The sequence below is a fragment of the Bifidobacterium avesanii genome (assembly GCF_009299475.1).
GTDB lineage: Bacteria > Actinomycetota > Actinomycetes > Actinomycetales > Bifidobacteriaceae > Bifidobacterium > Bifidobacterium avesanii.
In genome coordinates this window covers 1-20,381 of the sequence record NZ_WBSN01000022.1, presented here as the reverse complement: position 1 = coordinate 20,381, position 20,381 = coordinate 1, and the positions used below count along the sequence as shown (strand labels likewise).

Sequence of the window (20,381 nt, the reverse complement as noted above, 5' to 3'; positions counted from 1 at the left end):
TTGCGAAATGGGCAGCGCTGCTTTTTCGAGACGGTTCAACCTTCTTGACAACCCATGGGTGCCATGTGTGCTCTCAGACGGGAGCTTCAGAGAACTGTCCTTGCGCGAGGTGTTCCGGGAAGCGCCACGCATTCGTTCGATTGCCGGCGATCTGTCTCAGCAAAGCGTACCGATGATCCGGCTGTTGGTGGCAATCCTGTATTGCGCATATTGCGATCCGGAAGCCACGCGGGGCGATACGCGAAGATTATGGAAGTTTCTTTGGAACGCCGAGACGTTCAGCATGAATGAAATCGACGAGTATCTTGACGAATTCCACGATCGCTTTTATCTGCTGGATCCCAAGCATCCGTTCTATCAGGTTCCCGGTTTGGCGTATGAAGGCAAGAAGAAATATGACCCGGTTGGCGAAATGATCGCCGATGTACCCAAACCGGATAAATTCCTATTTTCCATGCGTTCGCCGAGAGCTTTGGAATCCATCGGTCTTGCTGAAGCCGCGCGTTGGCTCCTGTTCCTGCAGGCGTATGACACGGCGGGAATCAAAACCCCCGTGATTGGCAACACTCACGTCAACAAAGGCAAGGTGTATGCCCCCAAGGGAATGGCCGGTACCGGCTGGCTGGGAGCGCTTGGACCGGTTATGGTCGAGAGCAAGACGTTATTCCAGACACTGATGTTGAACTGGTGCCTGTATGACACCGCTGACGACGAAAATCGGCTGTTCGGCAACGAGGATGATGTGCCGCCTTGGGAACTGGATGAACCGTCCGGCCCCGACCTGACGGTTCGCGCGTCATTCACCGGCCCGGTGGATGCGCTGACTCTGCAATCCCGGCGTCTGCGTCTGGTGCCGAACGATGATGGTTCGCGCATCATCGGCATCGTGAACTGCTATGGCGACGTCATCGCCCCATATAACACCGATAGCTGCGAGCAGATGACGGCTTGGCGCATAAGTCCAACCCAGCAGAAAAAGCTGGGATTGTCGACTCCGCCGCTAATGCCGGTCACCCATGATGCGGGCAAGGCGCTGTGGCGCGGCTTGGGCCCGATGATCGCGGTTGGCGACAGAGATCTGCGTCCGGGTGTGATCCGATGGGTCGAGGAACTGCAGCGTACGGGGTGCCTTGATTCGGATAAGCACGTTCTCGCCTCGTTCTCAATCCACACGCAAGGCATGACGTACGGAACTCAAAGCAGTGTGTACGAGACCGGCGTCGACGACGTGCTGACATTGCCGTTGGCCTTCTCGCGCGCGGATTATCCGGCGATCAACACCGTGGTGAAGATCATTGACGATACGCGTGCGGCGGTGGACCTCGTACTTACAAGCTATGTGCGTAATCTGGCCGCCGTTGCCGGTGACCGCGCATCCGGCGGTCGGGCGCAGGCCGCTTCCGATCATGTTCGTGAAAACGCCTATGCGCAGCTCGACGCGCTGTTTCGTGATCGTCTGGCCGGCTTCACCGCGGACAAGGATTACGAGTCCTATGGCAACCTTTGGCGGGCCGACATTCACCGGACTTTGACCGACATTGGCTGGGAATATCTGACTGATAGCCATGCGCCGATGTTCGTCGAACGTGACATCGGGAAAATGGGCCGGATGAGCGTTGCACGCGCCACGCAGCTGTTTCTGGGCGGTCTGAACAAGTATTTGGGCATCGGCCCGGACAACAAGGAAGGAGAATGACGATGCGACGGTTCTTCTCTCGCGATGCGGCGAAGGAGCTGGGTTTCTTCGTCAACAAACAGGTGTTTCGGCTGCAGAACGAATACACCAAAAGGGATGGCGGCACTCCGCGTTCCAGGGCCGCGTTGGCCCGTCTCAGACGCGATTTGGACGGCGGCGCGCCGGCATGGATGCTGATCGGCGGAGACCTGTTTGAGGGATGGCCGGAAAACCTGCCATCCCCGGATGAGGATCCCGCCGCACTTCGTGCATTGAAAACCACGTTGGAGCTCTATGCGTTGCATCAGCAGTCCCGTAGCCGCGGGGTCGCCCAAAACGCCGAGAGCGCCCGTACGAAGCGCATGACTTTTGGACGCGCATGCCGTCTCATCGATCCGGACTTGGATCACGCTGGCGGAGTGCAGCGCAATCTCTCCTCCGCCGAAGCCGCTCCGGATTTCGAAGGCGTGGTGCGCAGCGTACGGGCGTTGATCATGCTGATGCGAGGAGCCGGTGACGGTGCGATTGTGCTCGACTACCGCTCCTTGGCCCAAGATCTCTATCAGGTCCAGTTCCCGGACGCTCGCGAGGACGTGTTCCAGCGTTGGAGCATGGACTACTACTCCAAGTCCGCAATTACCCAATAAACCCACATATACGAACGATTCACCATAAACCCGGAAGGACAGGACCATGTTCATTGATCTGTACGATTTGCAGAATGTGCCGCCGAGCAACATCAACCGCGATGACACCGGCAGCCCGAAAGTCGCCCGATATGGCGGCGTATTGCGCTCCCGTGTCTCCTCGCAGGCTTGGAAACGCGCGATGCGGGAGATGTTCCCCTCTCTGCTGGATTCCAGCCGCCTTGGTGTGCGTACCAAGAACGCCGTATCCCTGATTCGCGACTCGATCATTGCCAAGAGGCCCGATCTCATCGAGGACGCGGAGACGCTGGCCAAATGCGCGTTGTCCGCCACCGGCGTGAACATCAAGGAGTCGGATCGTGCGGGCAAAGACAAGGGCACGTTGTCCACGGATTATCTGATTTTCATCGCGCATCGTGAGATCGCCCAGCTGGCGGATGTGGCGATCACTTGGCAGGATGCGGGCGTCGATGCGGCATCCAAGCCAACCGCGGCGATGAAGAAGGAGATCGACGCCGTGTTCCATGGCGTCCAAGCCGTGGATATCGCGCTGTTCGGCCGTATGCTGGCCGACGCGCCGGATCTCAACACCGACGCATCCGCTCAGGTTGCGCACGCGATTTCCGTGGACCAAATCACGCCTGAGTATGATTACTTCACCGCCGTGGATGACTGCGCTTCGGACGACAATGCAGGCGCCGCCATGCTGGATACCGTCGGTTTCAATTCGTCCACGCTGTACCGGTACGCAACGTTGAATGTGAACGCCCTCCATGACCAGCTGCAGGATGCGGCGGCGACAGTCGAGGGTGCCGCGGCATTCGTGGAGGCGTTCATTCGGTCCATGCCGACGGGCAAACAGAACACTTTTGCCAACCGCACGCTGCCCACCGCGTGCGTGGTGATGATCCGGGATGACCAGCCGATCAATGTGGTTGACGCCTTTGAGGATCCCGTGCGTCCACAGGAGGGGACGTCGATCTCCCGGCAGGCGGCCGCTCGGCTGGGCCGCAAGCTGGCCTATGTGCAGTCGGCGTACGGTGAGCAGCCTCGGCAAGCGTGGAACATCACTGCGGATGAGCCCGTTCCCGAATTGGACGCCGTGAGCGTGCATGTATCGTTCCCGGAGCTGAAGGCCGAACTGAAGACCGCTCTGACGCAGGCGCTGTCCAAGGAGTGATCATGAGCGTATTGCTATTGCAGCTCGCGGGCCCGATGCAATCGTGGGGCGATTCGTCGCGATTCGTGCGGCGCGAGACGCGCACCGAGCCGACGAAAAGCGCCGTGATCGGTCTGTTGGCCTCGGCACAAGGACGTACGCGGGAGGATCCGATCGAGGATCTGCTTGGCTTGCGGTTTGGCGTGCGGGTGGAGCAGCGTGGTCGAATCATGCAGGATTTCCAAACGGAGAAGTCCCTGTCCCGCAAACGCAATTCGCGCGACTTCGAGAAGGTGATGCCGCTGACGTATCGGTATTATCTGGCTGACGCCCGTTTTCTGGCGGCAGTGGAAGCCGAGAAAGCGATGCTTGAGGGCTTGGACCATGCCCTGCGCACGCCGCGATGGCCGTTGTATTTGGGAAGGCGATCCTGTCCTCCCGAGTTTCCGGTCACGTTGGGCGTCCATGACGAATATAACGATGTTCGCCAGGCATTGGAACGGGAGCCGTGGCATGCCTCGAAGTGGTATATGAGGCGGTATCCGGACCAGCAGCTGGAAATCGTCTGCGATGCTAGGGACGACGAGCCATTCCTGACACAGCCGGACCTGCCCGTGACCTTCAGCCAGAAGGATAGGCGCTACGCCGGCCGTGCAGTCCATCGGTATCGCATCGATAATCCCGGCAGCGTCGGTGCGGGATCGGCTGTCGTGGGTCGAAAGCCTTCGGCGATTGACGAACCACCGACGTTTAACGGCGACGCCGATCCCCTGAGTTTTGCCTAGGAGTGTACAACTATGTTCATTTCACGAGTGCCACTTAATATGGCCAGAATCGGTGCCCGGCAATTGGTGGGATCGCCATATCGCATGCATGCGGCGGTTGAGAGCGCGTTTCCGCCGGGCAGCGTACGCGACGGGGACGATGGGCGCATTCTCTGGCGACTGGACACGTTGACGCAGGATCACACCGTCTGGCTGTACGTGGTCAGTCCCGAGGCGCCGGATTTTGCGCATATCATCGAGCAGGCCGGATGGCCCACGCATATGGAGTGGGAAAGCAAGGACTACTCACCGCTGCTTTCACGGATTGCCGTTGGCCAACGGTGGCAATTCCGCTTGCGGGCCAATCCCGCGCGCAAGGCGCTCGCGGATAAAGGACGACGTCCTAAAGCGAATGGCGAGGGCGTCGTGGGCAAAATCCAAGGACACGTCACGGCCGCCCAACAACGCGACTGGCTGGTTTCCCGGGCGGCCGCCCATGGTTTCGCCATCATCCCCGATGATGGCGGAGATCCCTCGGTGGTGGTCAGTCAGCGTCATCAGGAACGGTTTGGCCGCGAAGGAAAAACCATCACGCTGACGACGGCGGTGTTCGACGGCCAATTGGAGGTGACGGATGCCGACCTGTTCCGCCGGACGCTGTGCCACGGTCTGGGCAGGGCCAAAGGCTTCGGATGCGGTCTGATGACCGTGGCCCCGCTCATGGTGCAGCCGGAGTGATCATGAGCGGCGGCAATCGGGTTCCCGGAACGCCTCCACCCGAGCTCGGCGAACTGGTCCGGGCGGAGGACCGTATGTCGTTCGCGTACTTCGAACATTGCGTGATCAACCGTTCGGACAATGCCATCACGGTCATCGACGGAACGGGAATCGTCCATGTTCCCGCAGCCGCATTGGGCGTATTGATGCTTGGCCCCGGCACTTCCGTCACCCATCAGGCGATGACGGTGATCGGCGACAATGGCGCAACGGTGATTTGGGTGGGAGAACGTGGCGTCCGCATGTACGCGTTCGGCAAACCGTTGACGCATTCCTCGGCTTTGCTTCAGGCGCAGGCGAGATTGGTCTCCAATGCCAGAACAAGGCTGGCCGTGGCCCGGGCGATGTATCAGATGCGTTTCCCGGATGAGGATGTGAGTTGCCTGACGATGCAGCAATTGCGTGGACGCGAAGGCGCCCGCGTGCGTCGCGTCTACAGGGAATGTGCGAAACGTACTGGTGTGACATGGGACAAGCGAACCTATGACCACGCGGATTTCGCAGCCGGCAGCGAAATCAACAAGGCCCTGTCCGCAGCGCACACCTGTCTGTATGGTCTGGCGCATTCGGTGATTGTCGCTCTTGGTTGTTCCCCGGGATTGGGATTCGTCCACGTGGGCCATGAACGATCATTTGTATACGATGTCGCGGATCTTTACAAGGCGGAGCTGTCCATTCCGGTGGCGTTTGAAACCGCCGCGGCGGAGCCGGATGACATTGGTTCCGCCACACGGCATCGGATGCGTGACGCCGTATACGATCTGTCCATCATGAAGCGCATGACCCGGGATATCCGCGGACTGCTTGGCAGGTCCGACGCCGATGATGATGCGGATGCCGATCATGTGGGATTGTGGGACGAGAAGACCGGCGAAGTGGCTGCCGGCGTTTCCTACGGTGACGATGATTTCGACGATGAGGAATGGTGAAAAGGGGCGTATGCGATGGTGGTGATAGTGCTGACCGCCTGTCCCGTGGGCCTTCGCGGTGACCTGACCCGATGGTTATTGGAAATATCGGCTGGTGTCTTCGTCGGTCATATCAGCGCCAGAGTTCGGGATCAACTGTGGGAGCGGATTGTTGGATTGGTGCGGGATGGGCGGGCAATCATGGTGTATTCCGCGCGCAATGAGCAACACCTCGCGTTCCGGATTCATCATGCTGATTGGATTCCGGTGGATTGCGATGGGCTGGAGCTTATCAAACGACCTAAAGGAAAGGAGGCTCCCGAATCCAATTCCCGTCGTCCGGGTTGGAGTAATGCCAGCAAATGGAGATCGGCGCGTAAATACCAATGAGGTTGCCGTTCTGCGACCTTGCCCGGATAGCGTCTCCGCGCTTAGCGAGTGCCGGCAAAGTGAATGAAAATGGAGTAGCGCAGCTTCGATATCCATTGGAATCATTATGATTACGAAGTGTGTTCCCCGCGTAGGCGGGGATGATCCCGGGTGGGACTGGGGCGGCCAGATCGCCGGCGAGTGTTCCCCGCGTAGGCGGGGATGATCCCCACGAGTCGCTGCCGGCCAATGTGCCGCACATGTGTTCCCCGCGTAGGCGGGGATGATCCCGTGCGCCAGTCGTTGTAGCCGACCCTGCCTTTGTGTTCCCCGCGTAGGCGGGGATGATCCCTGCGCGTCCGTGGGCCATCCGACGGCTTCGGGGTGTTCCCCGCGTAGGCGGGGATGATCCCGCGGATGATTCCCTCGGTGGGCACCATGTCGAGTGTTCCCCGCGTAGGCGGGGATGATCCCGGGATTCAGCGGGCAATCCGATCGACCAGACGGTGTTCCCCGCGTAGGCGGGGATGATCCCCTACGTGGGCCTTGCCGGCCTGAAACGCGCCAGTGTTCCCCGCGTAGGCGGGGATGATCCCGTTTCCAAGGGGATCGCGATGAACGGCGCGGCGTGTTCCCCGCGTAGGCGGGGATGATCCCGTGGTGCAGGCCGTGACCAAGTTCGTGCAGTCGTGTTCCCCGCGTAGGCGGGGATGATCCCCCAGTGAGCATCATCACCGACGAAATCGAGGAGTGTTCCCCGCGTAGGCGGGGATGATCCCGGGTAGTCGAAGACGCGGATGCTCATCACTCCGTGTTCCCCGCGTAGGCGGGGATGATCCCTGCCCGCGTCGAAATGCACGGGCGTGTCGGACGTGTTCCCCGCGTAGGCGGGGATGATCCCCGGACGGAACCCAGACCAAGCGGCGCGGCTTCGTGTTCCCCGCGTAGGCGGGGATGATCCCACGCTGTCGATGGTGCGGATCTCCATGCCGTCGTGTTCCCCGCGTAGGCGGGGATGATCCCCTCGTGAAAACCGTCATGGACGCGTTGAACGGGTGTTCCCCGCGTAGGCGGGGATGATCCCGCACCGTCGAGGCCGGGGCCCGATGCTCCATGGTGTTCCCCGCGTAGGCGGGGATGATCCCTCGAAGGACCGGGGCATGTGGGAGCGGGTCACGTGTTCCCCGCGTAGACGGGGATGATCCCTGTCCGGCGACGGCATTCCCCTCGAGGGGGTGGTGTTCCCCGCGTAGGCGGGGATGATCCCTCGCACGGCTCGATGGCATGCGCCGGCGCAGCGTGTTCCCCGCGTAGGCGGGGATGATCCCGGGACCGGCCGCGTGGTCGAGGACAAGGCCTAGTGTTCCCCGCGTAGGCGGGGATGATCCCTCGGCCTCGACAACAAGTACAGCCGCGACGTGGTGTTCCCCGCGTAGGCGGGGATGATCCCGGCGGCACTGCCCCGGCGAACAGCGGGCTCATGTGTTCCCCGCGTAGGCGGGGATGATCCCGGCGGCACTGCCCCGGCGAACAGCGGGCTCATGTGTTCCCCGCGTAGGCGGGGATGATCCCCTGTGGATGAAACCGCAGGACACGCAAGTGGAGTGTTCTCTGCGTAGTCGGGGATGATCTTTGCAAGTCCGTTCAGTATCCGGCGTGTCCGACTAGCCTGTGTCGAGTCGGACACGTCAGACGCCTCTGGCACTGTATCTGTACTCTTCCCTTGGGACGGGCATGAGGGTAGTGTTCCGGTGGGCTTGAGTATTGGGATTTTGCTGGCCCCTCCCGGTGGTGGGTTTAGGCGTTGATCCATTGTCGGCTGAGTGTGCTGAGTGGTGTTGCGGGGTCTCGGTTGCCGCGTAGCCAGCATGGGGCGTGGGTGGTCTTGCATTTGTCGAAGAAGGCTTTGCGGTCCTTTTCGAATCGGCGTCCGCCTTTGCGCAGGCGTCGGCTTGGCGCGACCATTGAGCACCTCAGAATCGTTGGTATTCCAGTCGTGTTGTGGTGCTCCCAAGTTGTATACCTACAGTTATTGTATTGCTATAGATATGTTGACAAGGAAGACCGGCAACAAGTCAAGAGTGAAAGGAGCAGCACGGGATGACAGCCGAGTGGATCACGGCGATAGCGGCGCTCGCTACCGTGGCCTGCGGATTCGGAAAACTCCTTTTCGAAATCCTCAAATGGCTGACCGAGCGCCAAGATCGCAAGCCCAAGTCCCGACCTAGGCACAAGGGCTAAACGATAGGGGTTCCGGACGATGGTAGCGTCCAGAACCCCGTCCACTCATCATCCCGCAAAACGCCATGAAAAGCAAAACATGGGGAATCATAGGGCTCGCGGCCGGGCTGTGCGCCGCGGCCAGCGCGTTCGTTGGATTCGCGCCGTGGATCACGGCCCTGTTCGCCATCGCCGCGGGCCTCGACTGCCTCACCCTCGGATTGTTCGGAGACCGTGATGACGACTGAATACCTCGGCGTCAAGCAGGTGGCCGAACGCCTCGGCATCACACAGGGCGCACTCCTGAGTCTCCGCCTGCCCGAGCCCGACGCCCTGATCGGCCGGACCCGCGGCTGGCTTCCATCGACCATCGACGAGTGGAACGCCAACCGCCCCGGCCGCGGCGTCGGCGGAGGAAGGCCGCGCAAGCACAAGACCGACGAATAGTATGAACGGCGCTCGCGAACATCATCGTGAGCGCCGTTCTGCGTTTTGTGCCCGTAGGCTGGATTCGGTACCGGCACTGTAATCCCTTATCGGGCTGCTTCTGCCGTTGAGCGACTACAGGCGTAGTGGCTTGGGCGGGATTCGAATCCGCGGTGGCCCCGCCTTCTCAGCGTATTTGCGGTACCACACCCTCGCCCTCCGGCGATGGTCCTTTAGTTCTCTCGGGCACGCAAGCCGTGTGAATGGATATGAATGAGGACCTAGGAATGTATTCCGTAGGTCCTCATAGCTATCTCGATACGAGGGCATGCCGTGGGGTGGTGGTAGCCTGCTTCCGCTTGATTTTGTTTTTCGCGTCAGGTGTTTTGGAGGCTGTCGGCGTGTTCGGTGGGCCACACCTTCATGACGGCTTAGCGGCTTATGCCCATGGTTTGCTTCGTGGTCGAGGGTTCCGACGAGCCATTCGGGCAGTTACACGCTCATGGCCCGCAGTTTCTCCCGCTTGGGCCTGTGTGCGGTGCTCATGTCGGCGTACTGGAGGACGTCTTCCTCGCCGTCGTCGAAGATGCGGTCGAGTTCCTCATCGGTCTTGGTCTTCATATGCTTCGACCTCCTTTTCTCGTGATCGTCTGACGGATATGATTCGGGTGTTGCCGTTATGGGGCGTCCATATGGTGCTCCAGTGCATGCCGTTCATGATGCCGATGGACAGCCAGCGTTCTTCGGCGGGGTAGTTGAGTTTGATGCTGAGCAAGTCGGGGTCGAGTCAGGGACTCTGGGCTTGTTCGAAGTCGACGCCGTGTTTGGCGGGGTTTTCGCGCTTGTGATTGGGCTGTATTCGGACTCCATCATCACCGACTTTGATATGTTAATAATATAATTTTAATGTGAATTTGGTTGTTCCATAAGTGCCGTCGTCAGAACCTCACGGATATTGAACGCCCAGTAGCCATCCTTGACCGGCTTTCCGCTTGGCAGTTTCCCGCGTCGCAGCCAATCGGTTATCTGCTTGCGACTGATCTCGTACCCGTAGTTGTCTCTGGGTTATTCGGACAGTCCGGCCGGCGTTTTTGTCAGATGGTACCTGTCTGCGGTCTCGACTGTCCGGACGTGCGGGGCGTCTTGCACAGGTCTGTGAGATGGGCTTGCATGTGGGGAGGCTGAGCCTCTGCCAGCAGTCGGTTTATGTGATGCCGGTGTCGTGCCATGCGTTCTGCATCATGTCCTCGCCAGTCGAAGAGATTGATTGATCAGATCGGAGCGGATTGAACTGTGCATTGTCGCCGGATGGCTTGCCATCGGGCGCAGAATCGCTTTTGGAATCACTATACGTGCCCGCCACGCGATTTCTGACCTAATACATTGGGAAAGCGAGGCATTTTCCAGTGGCGACGCATTGCAATTCCACCGATTTGGCGGGTGTCATTTGTCGCTTTATCCGGATCATTAGGTCAGAAATCGGCTAGCATGGCCGTAAGGGCGCAACGAGGCGGCGAGGAGAGGCAATGAATCGGGAAGATTGCACGGAATGGGCGCGGAGACGGGTTGCTCGAAGATCAATCGTGGCGGTGGCAAGTGCGGTGCTGGTTGCCGCGGTGCTGGGCGGATGCGGAGTATCGGCGGGGACGTCGTCCGTTCCGGCGGGACCGGCTACGGCTGCCGTTGATCCTGCGCCGCCAAGCGCCAGTTCGAGTTCGGGGGCAAAAGCTGGTGGCACTGGCAATGCCGGCGACGCAGGTGGGGAAGGCGCATGCGCCGGATTGCCCGACGACTCCGCGGATACACATGACGCCGCTTCCGGATCGGCGGCGCATGGCGTCTCGCCGGAGGAACGGTGCGAGACCGAACGGTACTGGTCGGCGGATCGGCTGGCGCCGTGGACGGTGAATGCGAATGGCGGCTCGGGCGAGCTGCCGCGCGTGGAGGATCCGCTGGCGGGCGAGCACGGGGACGTGGCGCTCGCGGATGGGCCGCTGCGGAACGAGCGCGCGCAGAGGATGAGCAGTTACGCGGTGGTCTCGGACACGGCGCTGCGGGTGTACTTCATGGGCGGATCGTGCGAAGCGTATCGGATTGAGACCGAGGAGGATGCGGCGCAAGTGCGGTTGCGACTGGTCTCGGGCGTGGCGGACGGAAGCGAGGTCGATGGGGGCGGCGGTTGCGCGGCGGTGGCGTCGTATGCGTCCGCGCTGGTGACGCTGCATGGGCCGATCGGGGGCCGGCCGGTGATCGATGCCGCGGCGGAGTAATCGTTTCGCGCGGGATGACGGACGAAAGCCTCCGTGCGCGGCGGGCGAAGGTGATTTTCGGAAGCGCTGATCGAGAAACCATAGTACGTGCTTCGTGCGCGGCGAGCGAGGGCGATTTGCTTGAGGGGAGGCGCGGCAAGACGCGAATGGCGTCCGTGCGCGTGGCCGGATTGCGGAACGTGGCAACTGTGGAAGGCGCAGGGCCACGGAAGCCATGCCCGCGGTCCTCTTCCAAAGACCTCTTCCGCGCGCGGTGGTCGGCGCGTATACTGTTCGGGGCGCTCAGGCCGCCACAAGGGTGAGCGGGCCGGTATGCGCCGAACGCCAGTAATGATCGGGAGAAGCAGAATCATGAGCCAGCCGGGACAGACGCGACCCGAAACCGTCCAAACGGCCGATACGGCCAGCGCAGGCAGCGCAGCCGACGCAGCTAGTGCGGCCGGCACGGCCGGTGCCGGTGCCACCAACCAAACCGCCGCCTCCGACGGTCATGCCCGGCCGGAATCCGTTGTTGCGGCAGACGCCGACGCGGTCTCCGAGCAAGACCGGCAGCGTTCCGGAGCGGAATCCGCCGCATCCCGCCACGCCCTCCACACCAATCTCAAGCGCGGCATGGAGTCGAGACACCTCCAGATGATCTCGCTCGGCGGCGTGATCGGCACCGGGCTCTTTCTGAGTTCCGGGTACACCATCCAGCAGGCCGGGCCCATCGGCACGATCCTCGCGTACGGCATCGGCGCGCTGATCGTGTACCTCGTGATGCTCACGCTCGGCGAACTGTCGGTCGCCATGCCCGTGACCGGGTCGTTCCACGTGTACGCCGAGCGGTTCATCGGACCGGCCACCGGCTTCGTGGTCGCCATTCAATATTGGCTCACGTGGACCGTGGCGCTCGGCTCCGAATTCACCGCGGCGGGGCTGCTCATGCAGCGCTGGTTTCCGGAGACTCCCACATGGATCTGGTCGGCCGCGTGCATCGTGCTCATCTTCACCGCGAACGCGCTTTCGGTGCGGTTCTTCGCGGAGGCCGAATTCCTGTTCGCCAGCATCAAGGTGTTCGCGATCTGCGCGTTCATCGGCATCGGCCTGCTCGCCATTTTCGGCATCATTCCGATCGCCGGGTACCAGCACGCGCCGTTGTTCGGCAACCTCGTCAAGGACGGCGTCTTCCCGAACGGCTTCATGCCGGTGTTCGCCACCATCCTCACCGTCAACTTCGCGTTCTCCGGCACCGAGCTGATCGGCGTGACGGCCGGCGAGACGCGCGACCCGGAGACCGCCGTGCCCAAGGCCATCCACACCACGCTGTGGCGGCTCGTGCTGTTCTTCATCGGCTCGATCACCGTGATGTGCGCGCTCATTCCGTGGCGCGAGGCGGGCGTGGGCGAGAGCCCGTTCGTGCTTGTGTTCAACTCGATCGGCATTCCCTACGCGGGCGACATCATGAACTTCGTGGTCCTGACGGCGGTGCTGTCGGCGTCCAACTCCGGCCTGTACGCGTCCACGCGCATGGTGTGGTCGATGGGCAACGAGGGTATGATCCCGCGCTGGTTCGCCAAGACCAACCGGCGCGGCGTGCCCATGCTCGCCCTGTGCGCGGCCATGGCGGGCGGTCTGCTCGCGCTGTTGTCGAGCGTGATCGCGGCGTCCACGGTGTATCTGGTGCTCGTGGCGCTCTCCGGCCTGTCCGCGGTGGTGGTGTGGATCGCGATCGCCTACTGCCAGATCGTGTTCCGGCGCCGGTGGCTGGCCGAGGGGCGCACGGTGGGCGAGCTCAAGTACCGCACGCCCGGGTATCCGTGGGTGTCGTGGGCGGCGTTCGTCCTCTGCACGGCGTCGTTCGTGCTCGTGGTGTTCGACGAGTCGCAGCGGTTCGCGCTCGTGGCGGAGCTCGTGTTCATCGCGGCGTGCTATGCGGTGTATTTCGCGGCGGCGCGGGCGCGGAGGAAGGGTTCGATGATTTTGCTTCGATAATCCGAGGTCTTGGGCCCTATGCTGGAGCCATGAGCGGGATGCGGCGGATGCATGGAATGTCCGGGAACGACGGTGAGGAACCCGGCGAGCCGGCTGCGAAGGGCAAATCGGACGCGCATGAGGGGCGTGCCGATCGCGATGGGCGGGGTAAATGGCGTGGGCTGCGTGAGCTATGTGGGCTACGTGGGTGGTTTGCCCGCGGCGATCGGTCGTGGCAGACGCATCGGGCGCGGACGGCGCAGTGTGAATCGGCTGCGATGGCGGTGCTTGTGATCGTTGGCGCGTTGATGGCGTACTTCGGCATATGGGTGCCGAACCGGCCGGCGAATATGAGCCACCTGCGCGTCGAGGTCTCGGAGAGCTCCAAATTCACGGGCGCGCAGATGGACGACGCGGTTACGTTGCTGCGCCGGCAGAAGCGTTCGTACACCGGCTGCGCGATCAACCGGATTTATTATGACGAGCGGTGGTCCAATGGACGGTTGGACGAGGAGCGGCGGGCGGTGAAGGACGATCCCGGCTCGGGGTCGTCCTTCGCGTCGGCGATCGACCGGTATGGCATGGGCCGGGTCGCCATTTTCCGCACCGACTTCACCTGCGGCAAAAACTCCGCGGATACGGGGCTCGGCGCCGGCGCCACGACCGGATGGGAGGATCTGCTCGCGTGGGCGCCGGACGATGCGAAGGCCGAGCGCGGATGGGTGTGGATCGACGGCGGCATGGGATGACGGGCGGCTCGAATCGCGCCGGCTGGGTTGTGGGCTGTTGAGCTGCCGGTGGTCCAACCGTCGGCTCAAACCGTCGGTCCAACCGTCGGCAGCCTCAGCCGCCCGATTCCCTGCTATTCCTCCTTTTGGCTGATGAGGAGCAGCACTCCGGCGATCACGCTGCAGAAGATCAGGTCGCACACGGCGAATGCCGTGGTGTTGGCGCGCTCGCCCTTGTACAGGCGCCAGCTGTGGACGGTCATGGGGACCATCCATGCGAGGGGGATGATGAGCCAGCCGGTGCCGATGGTGCTCAGCAGATTGAGCACGAACGCGGCGAGGCGCAGATTGCGGTCGGTGTCGGACAGGTAGGAGGCCGGGCCGTGGAAGGGCTGGGCGTATCCCTGCTGGGCATAGCCGTACTGGGCGTTCTGGGCCGTGCTTTGAGCCGTGCTCTGGTCGTAGGGGTTCTGACCGTAGTTGGATTGCGTGTAGTCGGCCTGCGCGTAGGCGTTGCCGGCGCCGCCCTGATCCTGCGGCTGGGACTGTTGGAGGGCGGGCATGGTGCGCTCCGTCCATTGGGCGCCGTCCCACCAGCGCAGACGGGTGCCGGCGCCCGCCGGATCGGGATCGGGGTACCAGCCGGGTTGCGGTGCATCTGCCATGATGACTCCTTCTCTTGGCGACACCTTCCACCGTACCCGCTGGCCCGTATGCGCGCCACACGCGTGCGCCGGGATCGTTCCGCCGTTGAGTTCCGGCCTACTCCGGCTTTCGAGGGCGGATTTGGGACGTTGTGAACATCTACTCGCCTTTCCTAGGGCGGATGCGTGGCGGCATAGCGACGGTTTTGCGCCTTCTGACGACGCAATGATGCGGTTTTGGGCGGCTGATCGCACCATATACGCTTGCCGGGATGCCCTCGGAAGGGCGGGTAGATGTTCGCAATGCCGGAAATCTGCCCTCGGAAGGGCGGGTAGTGGTCCGGTCGGACCGGCTCGATCAACTCGCCGCGCATGTTCGTCGGCGCGCATGAGCCTCTATGCCGGCATGAGTTCGCTGGCGACCATGCAGACCGTGTCGTCGGCGAGGATGCCGTCGATGGCGCGCTCGTCGAAGACGGCGTTGACCCAGGCCCGATGCACGGGATACTCCGGGCTGCCGGGCAGTGGGCTGTGCGAGTGGGAGTCCATGTAGGCGCGCCATGTGTCGCGCGTGTACCGGATGGGGTTGGGGAACTCGCGGACGACGGGATGGCGGAAGAACGCGGCGGTCGTCTCGCGGAAGTGCTGGATGCTGCCGGACAGTTTGCGTTCGACGGGCTTTGCGTCCGTGGGCTTTGCGCTGGTGGGTTCCGCGTTTTTGAGTGCCGAGTCGAACGATGTGACGTTGTACAGGGAGATGAGCAGGTAGCGGCCACCACGCGCAATGCGGCGGCATTCGGAGGAAAAATCGGCGGGCGAAAACCAGTGCAGGGCCTGCGCGACGGTGATCGCGTCCACGCTGCGGCCGGGCAGTCCGGTGTGCGAGGCGGTACCGTCGAGCACGGTCACGTTGGGCAGTTGCGCGGTGCGCGCGAGGAGTTCGCCGCGCATGTCAGGGTCGGGTTCGACGGCGAAGACCGACAGTCCGTCCGGCGTCCCGAGTTCCGCCAGCGGTACGGTGAACTTGCCGGTTCCCGCGCCGATGTCCGCGACGGCTGGAGTTTTCGATTGCGGTGCGGGATCGATGCCGCGGATCAGCGCATCGACGTAGTTCAGCGCCTCGGCGGGATATCCCGGTCGGGCGGCGGCGTATGCCCGCGCCTTGCCGTGGAATTGCGTGTTATGCGTGTTGCTGCCCATGACGCCTAGTGTAGGCGGGCTGCGGTCCATGGCCGATTGCAAGATGGAATCGCAACCAAACGGGAGCTCGATAGGGCTGAGAGGAAGCGATGGCTTCGACCGTGAACTTGATGCGGGTAATGCCGCCGAAAGGAATCGGGTTGCGGACGGCTTATCGTCATGGACCGTCCGATCTCTTGAACGTCAAGGTTCCGTAGTCGCAACCAATAATCGAACATTGCACTACGCAGGGGCCGGTGGGGAGCGTTTCCGCCGGCCCCTGTTTCGCATTGTGCGTTCGGGGTTCGCATTCAGCGGGTGAAGATCGTTCCGGGGAAACCCGGGGAGCGGCGGGCGGTGCGGTCGACGTCGAGGATGACGCATTCGTAGGGGAACGCGTGGCGTAATGCGGTTGGATCGGCGACGAACAGGGCGGTGGCGAGCCCGTCCGCGAGGGCGGTGGGGTATGCGGCGGCGGAAAACTCGTGCGGCGCGGATTCGGTTGTTGTGGATGCCACGAGCGTTGCGGCGTCGGCCGTGGTCTTGTGCGCGACGAATGCCCACGCGGCGGCCACGTCGTTGGCGGGACGGCCGTCGAGTGCGTTGATGAGGTGATGCGCGCCCGCCCAGTGGCGTCGGCTGGGGGAGGACGCGCATAGCGAGCCGCCGCCGATGGCCGCCAGCCCGATCGCGCGCATGGCGTCGGCCGGGTCCTCGAGGGCGATGCGCAACGGTTCGGCGTTGTGCGCGGGGTCGGAGCCAAGCCCTTCGACGCGCAGGTCTCCACCTGCGTCGATGACGAAGGAGTCGTGGCCATGTTCGTGCAGCATGGCGGCGATGAGATCGACCAGATAGCCCTTGCCGGCGGCGCCGAAGTCCAACCACACCGGGCGGCGGGTGACGAGCGTGGTGCCGTGGCGCTCCACGTCCGTCGGCCACGTGGGGCGGGTGGCGTCGCGCCGGGCGAGGGAATCCCACGTTGGCGGCGCGGGATTCGGCTTCCGGGACATGGGTGTGGACTGTTGCATGGCGGTAGAAGGTTGGGATTGCGCGCACGCGCGATCGGCGCGTGAGGCTGCGTGCGATAAACCGGAAAAGTCCGCGTCGGGCTGGGAGCATTGCGGGCATGTTGCGGATGCGGCGTGAGTGCGGCAAACGGGACTTGGAAGTGGAACGGGTTGGGTGGCCGCGCGGTCGGCATGCGGGGAGGCGGAGGGACTTGCGCTGAGGTGGTGACGTTGTGGGCACGTTGTGGGCACATTGTGCCCACGGTGGGCGCCGGCTTCTGAAAACGGGATTGGGTCTTCGGATGCCGGGCGGTCCGGCGACTCCGCATGCGTGGTTGGAGGGGACAGAGGCTGCGGCGCTTGGGATGGCATGGCGTTGCGTTGCGTCGTTGCGTTCGCGTTGCCCGAGGAGCCCGAGGAAGTTCCGTTGCGGAAAGCGTCGCCGAGCTCGACGCCGTAGCCGAGGCGGACGAGGTCCTCGCCGACGCAGGGGTCGATGGCGCCATCGGTGGCGTTGACAAGTCGGTCGTACAACTCGAAGAGCGCGAGCGTCCACTCGGGGAAGTCGAACGTGCCGCCGTGCGGGGCGCGGGCCATTGCGGAGACGAGGGAATCGGGGCGGAAACGGGACAGCGCGGCCTCATAGGCTTCGATGAACGAGGTGATGCGCGCGTGTAGTTCGGCGTCGATCGGCCGGGCGCTGCGGATGAGGATGCCGCATCCCAGCGCGCGGGGGAACGCGGCGATGTGGGACGGCGCCGCCGTGCGGGGCGATGATGCGTCCTGCGTCGGTCGGCTTGGATCGCTCATGGGAGGCACGTTCATACGACGGCATTGTAGGCGGGCATGGGTATTCGCATAGTGTGCAGCACTTTGGCGGAGCTGCGGACATCTATCTGCGTTCCGTGCAGCAGATGGTCCGTGACGGAACGGCGAAAATAGGGCGGGACGATGCCGAAATGCCCGGAAAATGGCCCGATGAAGGGCGGACGGAGACCGGTGGAAGGCAGATGCGAGAGAATGCGGTGCCGCACACTATGCGAATAGGTGTCCACGAACCGCCGAATCTGCTGCACACTATGCAGATGCCGCCGCATGCCGATGCTCCGCAAGCGGCGCGTGTTAGGATGAGCGCAGCGTCGAAGGCGACGCGGCAATGCTTCAAGGAGGCGGAACATGAGCGGAACGGGTGCGGACGCAGCCGTCAAGGACCTGCCCGGCGGCAAGGTGTGGGCGTTCGCGGTGGGGCAGTTCGGCTGGGCGCTGCTGTCCGGCATCATCTCCAACTGGCTCGTGTACTTCTACCAGCCCGATCAGGAGACCATCGCGCAGGGACAGACCGTGTTCGTGCCGCAGGGGCTCGTGGTGCTGGGCATCGTGACCGTGGTGGGCGGCATCACGGCGTTCGCGCGGTTCTTCGACGCGTTCGTGGACCCGGCGGTCGCCTCGCTCTCCGACCGCAGCACCAACAAGGCCGGGCGGCGCATCCCGTTCCTCAAGTTCGCGTCCCTGCCGCTCGCCGTGGTGACGGTGCTCGTGTTCTGGAGCCCGATCGACGGCACCAGCTGGCTGAACGCGGCGTTCCTGTTCGTCACGGTGATCGGGTACTACATCGCGCTCACGTTCTACTGCACGCCGTACAACGCGCTCATCGCCGAGCTGGGGCACGATTCCAAGCAGCAGCTCAATATCTCCACCGCGATCTCGTTCACATGGGTGGTGGGCACGGCCGTGGCGTACGTGGCGCCGGTGGTGTGGGGCGCGTTCGTGCCGGCGCTCGGGCGCGTGAACGCGATCCGGCTCACCTTCACGATCATGGCCGCCGCGGCGTTCGTGTGCATGCTTGTGCCGGTGATGGCGATCGACGAGCGCGAGTATGTGAAATCCCAGCCGACAAGCGAATCCACCGTCGAGTCGCTTAGGCAGACGTTCCGCGACGGCGAGTTCCGCAAGTTCGTGTGCTCCGACGTGGTCTACTGGGTGGCGGTGACCACGTTCCAGACCGGTCTGCCGTTCTTCGTGACCAGCCTGCTCAAGCTGCCCGAGGCCACCACCACCGTGTACTTCGTGCTCATGACCGGCGTTTCCGTGCTGTTCTACGTGCCGGTGAACATGCTGGCCGGGCGCGTGGGCAAGAAGCGGCTGCTGCTCGGCGCGTTCGTGATCTTCACCTGCGCGTTCGCGTATGCGGCGGCGCTCGGGTCGGGCGCGCTCGCGGTCCTTCCCGCGATGGCGCAGGGCGTGGTCCTCTCCGTGGCGGCCGCGGTGCCGATGGCGGCGTTCGGCATCCTGCCGCAGGCGATTGTGGCGAACATCGCCGACGCCAGCTCGAAGGTGACCGGTCAGGACCGTCAGGGCATGTTCTACGCGGCCCGCACGTTCGCGATGAAGATGGGGCAGTCGGTGGCGATGCTGCTGTTCACCGGCGTTTCGACGATCGGCATGGCGTCGGGCGCGGGATACCGCATCGCGGCGGTGTGCGCGGCGGTGCTGTGCGGCATCGGCGGCGTGGTGTTCGCGTTCTACGACGAGCGCAAGGTGACGCGCGTGCTGGAGGGCTGACCGCCCGCCGGCGCCCGACATTCTCGGACCGGGCGCGAGGTCCGTCCAACGGACCGGGTGCGGCATTTCGGACCGGGAGTGCCCGCTCCCCGTCCCGGTTACTGGGAGACCCGCCATTCCGCCGTTTTCATTAGTTATGGACCGGGCGCGGGCGCTCCCTGTCCGGCAGGGGAGGAGCGGATTGACGGGTTGATGCGCTGGCGGGCTGATATACGGGCCGGTGCCGCCGGATTGCACGGCGGAAACCGGGCGTGAGGTCCGTCCAACGGACCGGGAGCGGCATTTCGGACCGGGAGTGACGTTCCTCTTGGACCGGGAATGGTATTGACGGACAGGGAGCGCCCGCTCCCGGTCCGGAATGTTGAGAATTCCCGGAATTCCGCCGTTTTTGCCGGCGACGGACGGGGAGTGCCCGCTCCCGGTCCGAAAAAGAAGGGGCACTATACACCGAAAAAATTTGAAAAACAAGACTGTTTTTTCCTCGATTTCTCCCTTACCTTTGTTCTCTGGATTTGTTCGCAGGGCTATGGGCCGGCCGTCCGCGCCGCGCATCAGGGCCCGCGAAGCATGGAAAGCCAAGGAGAGGAACGGGTTTATGTCGCGCGCTGTCATGTCGTCGATCGAGCCGGGAAGGCGCATGGGACGGGTCGCCGCCAAGCTGGCGGCCGTCTTCGCGCTGGTCGCGGCCGTGCTGGCGATGGTCGCGACGCTCGCGATGCCCGCCGCCCCCGCCTACGCCGACGGGGAGTCGTCCTCGTCCTCCTCGTCCGCCTCCGCCGCCGACTACGACACGTGGTCCGACGTGGCCAAGGCCATCGACCAGCAGCTCCGCGACGGCCTCGACACCTACAAGTCCGGCAACACCGCGGGCTCCACCTCGGCGTTCATGTCCGCGTACAACAAGATCTACGTGGCCTCCAACTTCACGGCCGTGGTGCGCGATTCGCTGAGCTCCGACAAGCAGTCGAGCCAGCAGCAGGCGTTCCAGGGCATCCAGAACCTCTCCTACGTGCCGGGCAACGACGCCAAGCTCGAGGAGCAGATCAACGCGCTCACGACGGATCTTGACGACACCGCCAAGCAGCTCGACGCC

18 protein-coding genes, 2 pseudogenes and 1 CRISPR repeat array are annotated in these 20,381 nt (G+C 63.3%); of the genes and pseudogenes, 14 read left to right on the top strand and 6 right to left on the bottom strand.

Annotated features, from left to right (window positions below):
• Positions 1–7 precede the first annotated feature (7 nt).
• From casA to DSM100685_RS09365, 9 genes are all read left to right on the top strand, one after another.
• On the top strand, positions 8–1,696 hold the full coding sequence (gene casA / locus DSM100685_RS09400) for a type I-E CRISPR-associated protein Cse1/CasA (RefSeq protein ID WP_152351082.1): 1,689 nt from the start codon (positions 8–10) through the stop codon (positions 1,694–1,696).
• 2 nt (positions 1,697–1,698) lie between these two features.
• On the top strand, positions 1,699–2,322 hold the full coding sequence (gene casB, locus DSM100685_RS09395) for a type I-E CRISPR-associated protein Cse2/CasB (RefSeq protein WP_152351081.1): 624 nt from the start codon (positions 1,699–1,701) through the stop codon (positions 2,320–2,322).
• Between the two features lie 46 nt (positions 2,323–2,368).
• Entirely contained in the window at positions 2,369–3,502 is a 1,134-nt protein-coding gene (gene cas7e, locus DSM100685_RS09390; RefSeq protein WP_152351080.1) for a type I-E CRISPR-associated protein Cas7/Cse4/CasC, read from the top strand.
• A 2-nt stretch (positions 3,503–3,504) separates the two neighbouring features.
• Entirely contained in the window at positions 3,505–4,266 is a 762-nt protein-coding gene (gene cas5e / locus DSM100685_RS09385) for a type I-E CRISPR-associated protein Cas5/CasD (protein WP_152351079.1), read from the top strand.
• Between the two features lie 12 nt (positions 4,267–4,278).
• A complete protein-coding gene (gene cas6e, locus DSM100685_RS09380) occupies positions 4,279–4,983 on the top strand; it encodes a type I-E CRISPR-associated protein Cas6/Cse3/CasE (RefSeq protein WP_152351078.1) in 705 nt (234 codons plus the stop codon).
• 2 nt (positions 4,984–4,985) lie between these two features.
• Positions 4,986–5,951, top strand: a complete 966-nt coding sequence (gene cas1e / locus DSM100685_RS09375; RefSeq protein ID WP_152351077.1) for a type I-E CRISPR-associated endonuclease Cas1e — start codon at positions 4,986–4,988, stop codon at positions 5,949–5,951.
• Between the two features lie 15 nt (positions 5,952–5,966).
• Positions 5,967–6,320, top strand: coding sequence for a type I-E CRISPR-associated endoribonuclease Cas2e (gene cas2e, locus DSM100685_RS09370; RefSeq protein ID WP_152351076.1), 354 nt, complete (start codon positions 5,967–5,969; stop codon positions 6,318–6,320).
• Between the two features lie 119 nt (positions 6,321–6,439).
• Positions 6,440–7,932: a CRISPR direct-repeat array (repeat unit 29 nt; unit sequence GTGTTCCCCGCGTAGGCGGGGATGATCCC).
• A gap of 673 nt (positions 7,933–8,605) precedes the next feature.
• On the top strand, positions 8,606–8,767 hold the full coding sequence (locus DSM100685_RS10780) for a hypothetical protein (protein ID WP_163201116.1): 162 nt from the start codon (positions 8,606–8,608) through the stop codon (positions 8,765–8,767).
• Positions 8,757–8,966 carry a helix-turn-helix transcriptional regulator gene (locus DSM100685_RS09365; RefSeq protein WP_152351075.1) on the top strand — a complete coding sequence of 70 codons (210 nt, stop codon included), beginning with the start codon at positions 8,757–8,759 and terminating at the stop codon, positions 8,964–8,966. Before DSM100685_RS10780 ends, DSM100685_RS09365 begins: the two co-directional genes overlap by 11 nt.
• A 471-nt stretch (positions 8,967–9,437) precedes the next feature.
• Here the strand turns inward: DSM100685_RS09365 and DSM100685_RS11105 are convergent, their stop codons facing one another.
• Positions 9,438–9,566 carry a hypothetical protein gene (locus tag DSM100685_RS11105; RefSeq protein ID WP_275576238.1) on the bottom strand — a complete coding sequence of 43 codons (129 nt, stop codon included), beginning with the start codon at positions 9,564–9,566 and terminating at the stop codon, positions 9,438–9,440.
• Entirely contained in the window at positions 9,547–9,720 is a 174-nt protein-coding gene (locus tag DSM100685_RS11225; protein ID WP_204314363.1) for a BrnT family toxin, read from the bottom strand. The genes DSM100685_RS11105 and DSM100685_RS11225 overlap by 20 nt, the downstream gene beginning before the upstream one ends.
• A 1,006-nt stretch (positions 9,721–10,726) precedes the next feature.
• Here DSM100685_RS11225 and DSM100685_RS09355 point away from each other — a divergent pair.
• The 3 genes from DSM100685_RS09355 (at position 10,727) to DSM100685_RS09345 (ending at position 13,917) form a co-directional block, all read left to right on the top strand.
• Positions 10,727–11,215: a hypothetical protein gene (locus tag DSM100685_RS09355; RefSeq protein ID WP_152351074.1), complete on the top strand. Its 489-nt coding sequence runs from the start codon at positions 10,727–10,729 to the stop codon at positions 11,213–11,215.
• A gap of 351 nt (positions 11,216–11,566) precedes the next feature.
• Positions 11,567–13,189 carry an amino acid permease gene (locus tag DSM100685_RS09350; protein WP_420837383.1) on the top strand — a complete coding sequence of 541 codons (1,623 nt, stop codon included), beginning with the start codon at positions 11,567–11,569 and terminating at the stop codon, positions 13,187–13,189.
• A gap of 29 nt (positions 13,190–13,218) precedes the next feature.
• Complete coding sequence (locus DSM100685_RS09345; RefSeq protein ID WP_152351073.1) at positions 13,219–13,917, top strand: hypothetical protein; 699 nt, start codon at positions 13,219–13,221, stop codon at positions 13,915–13,917.
• A 113-nt stretch (positions 13,918–14,030) separates the two neighbouring features.
• Here the strand turns inward: DSM100685_RS09345 and DSM100685_RS10985 are convergent, their stop codons facing one another.
• The 4 genes and pseudogenes from DSM100685_RS10985 to DSM100685_RS09325 form a co-directional block, all read right to left on the bottom strand.
• Positions 14,031–14,561, bottom strand: coding sequence for a DUF2510 domain-containing protein (locus DSM100685_RS10985; protein ID WP_239512737.1), 531 nt, complete (start codon positions 14,559–14,561; stop codon positions 14,031–14,033).
• A 375-nt stretch (positions 14,562–14,936) separates the two neighbouring features.
• Entirely contained in the window at positions 14,937–15,740 is an 804-nt protein-coding gene (locus DSM100685_RS09335) for a class I SAM-dependent methyltransferase (protein WP_163201118.1), read from the bottom strand.
• 290 nt (positions 15,741–16,030) lie between these two features.
• Positions 16,031–16,729: an FAD:protein FMN transferase gene (locus tag DSM100685_RS09330; protein ID WP_420837384.1), complete on the bottom strand. Its 699-nt coding sequence runs from the start codon at positions 16,727–16,729 to the stop codon at positions 16,031–16,033.
• Positions 16,730–17,182: 453 nt separating this feature from the next.
• A pseudogene (locus DSM100685_RS09325) lies at positions 17,183–17,536 on the bottom strand (FAD:protein FMN transferase); the annotation flags it as partial.
• A gap of 366 nt (positions 17,537–17,902) precedes the next feature.
• On the opposite strand from DSM100685_RS09325, the gene DSM100685_RS09320 reads away from it, so the two are divergent.
• A complete protein-coding gene (locus tag DSM100685_RS09320) occupies positions 17,903–19,288 on the top strand; it encodes an MFS transporter (protein WP_152351071.1) in 1,386 nt (461 codons plus the stop codon).
• Positions 19,289–19,883: 595 nt separating this feature from the next.
• Positions 19,884–20,381, top strand: a pseudogene (locus DSM100685_RS09315) (iron permease); the annotation flags it as partial.

Coding starts and splice junctions, on each gene's coding strand:
- cas7e (WP_152351080.1), top strand. CDS start 2,369: ATGTTCATTGATCTGTACGATTTGCAGAATGTGCCGCCGAGCAACATC.
- DSM100685_RS09320 (WP_152351071.1), top strand. CDS start 17,903: ATGAGCGGAACGGGTGCGGACGCAGCCGTCAAGGACCTGCCCGGCGGC.
- DSM100685_RS09345 (WP_152351073.1), top strand. CDS start 13,219: ATGAGCGGGATGCGGCGGATGCATGGAATGTCCGGGAACGACGGTGAG.
- cas6e (WP_152351078.1), top strand. CDS start 4,279: ATGTTCATTTCACGAGTGCCACTTAATATGGCCAGAATCGGTGCCCGG.
- DSM100685_RS09350 (WP_420837383.1), top strand. CDS start 11,567: ATGAGCCAGCCGGGACAGACGCGACCCGAAACCGTCCAAACGGCCGAT.
- cas1e (WP_152351077.1), top strand. CDS start 4,986: ATGAGCGGCGGCAATCGGGTTCCCGGAACGCCTCCACCCGAGCTCGGC.
- DSM100685_RS09365 (WP_152351075.1), top strand. CDS start 8,757: ATGACGACTGAATACCTCGGCGTCAAGCAGGTGGCCGAACGCCTCGGC.
- casA (WP_152351082.1), top strand. CDS start 8: ATGGGCAGCGCTGCTTTTTCGAGACGGTTCAACCTTCTTGACAACCCA.
- DSM100685_RS10780 (WP_163201116.1), top strand. CDS start 8,606: ATGAAAAGCAAAACATGGGGAATCATAGGGCTCGCGGCCGGGCTGTGC.
- DSM100685_RS09335 (WP_163201118.1), bottom strand. CDS start 15,740: ATGGGCAGCAACACGCATAACACGCAATTCCACGGCAAGGCGCGGGCA.
- cas2e (WP_152351076.1), top strand. CDS start 5,967: ATGGTGGTGATAGTGCTGACCGCCTGTCCCGTGGGCCTTCGCGGTGAC.
- DSM100685_RS10985 (WP_239512737.1), bottom strand. CDS start 14,561: ATGGCAGATGCACCGCAACCCGGCTGGTACCCCGATCCCGATCCGGCG.
- cas5e (WP_152351079.1), top strand. CDS start 3,505: ATGAGCGTATTGCTATTGCAGCTCGCGGGCCCGATGCAATCGTGGGGC.
- DSM100685_RS11105 (WP_275576238.1), bottom strand. CDS start 9,566: ATGAAGACCAAGACCGATGAGGAACTCGACCGCATCTTCGACGACGGC.
- DSM100685_RS09330 (WP_420837384.1), bottom strand. CDS start 16,729: ATGTCCCGGAAGCCGAATCCCGCGCCGCCAACGTGGGATTCCCTCGCC.
- casB (WP_152351081.1), top strand. CDS start 1,699: ATGCGACGGTTCTTCTCTCGCGATGCGGCGAAGGAGCTGGGTTTCTTC.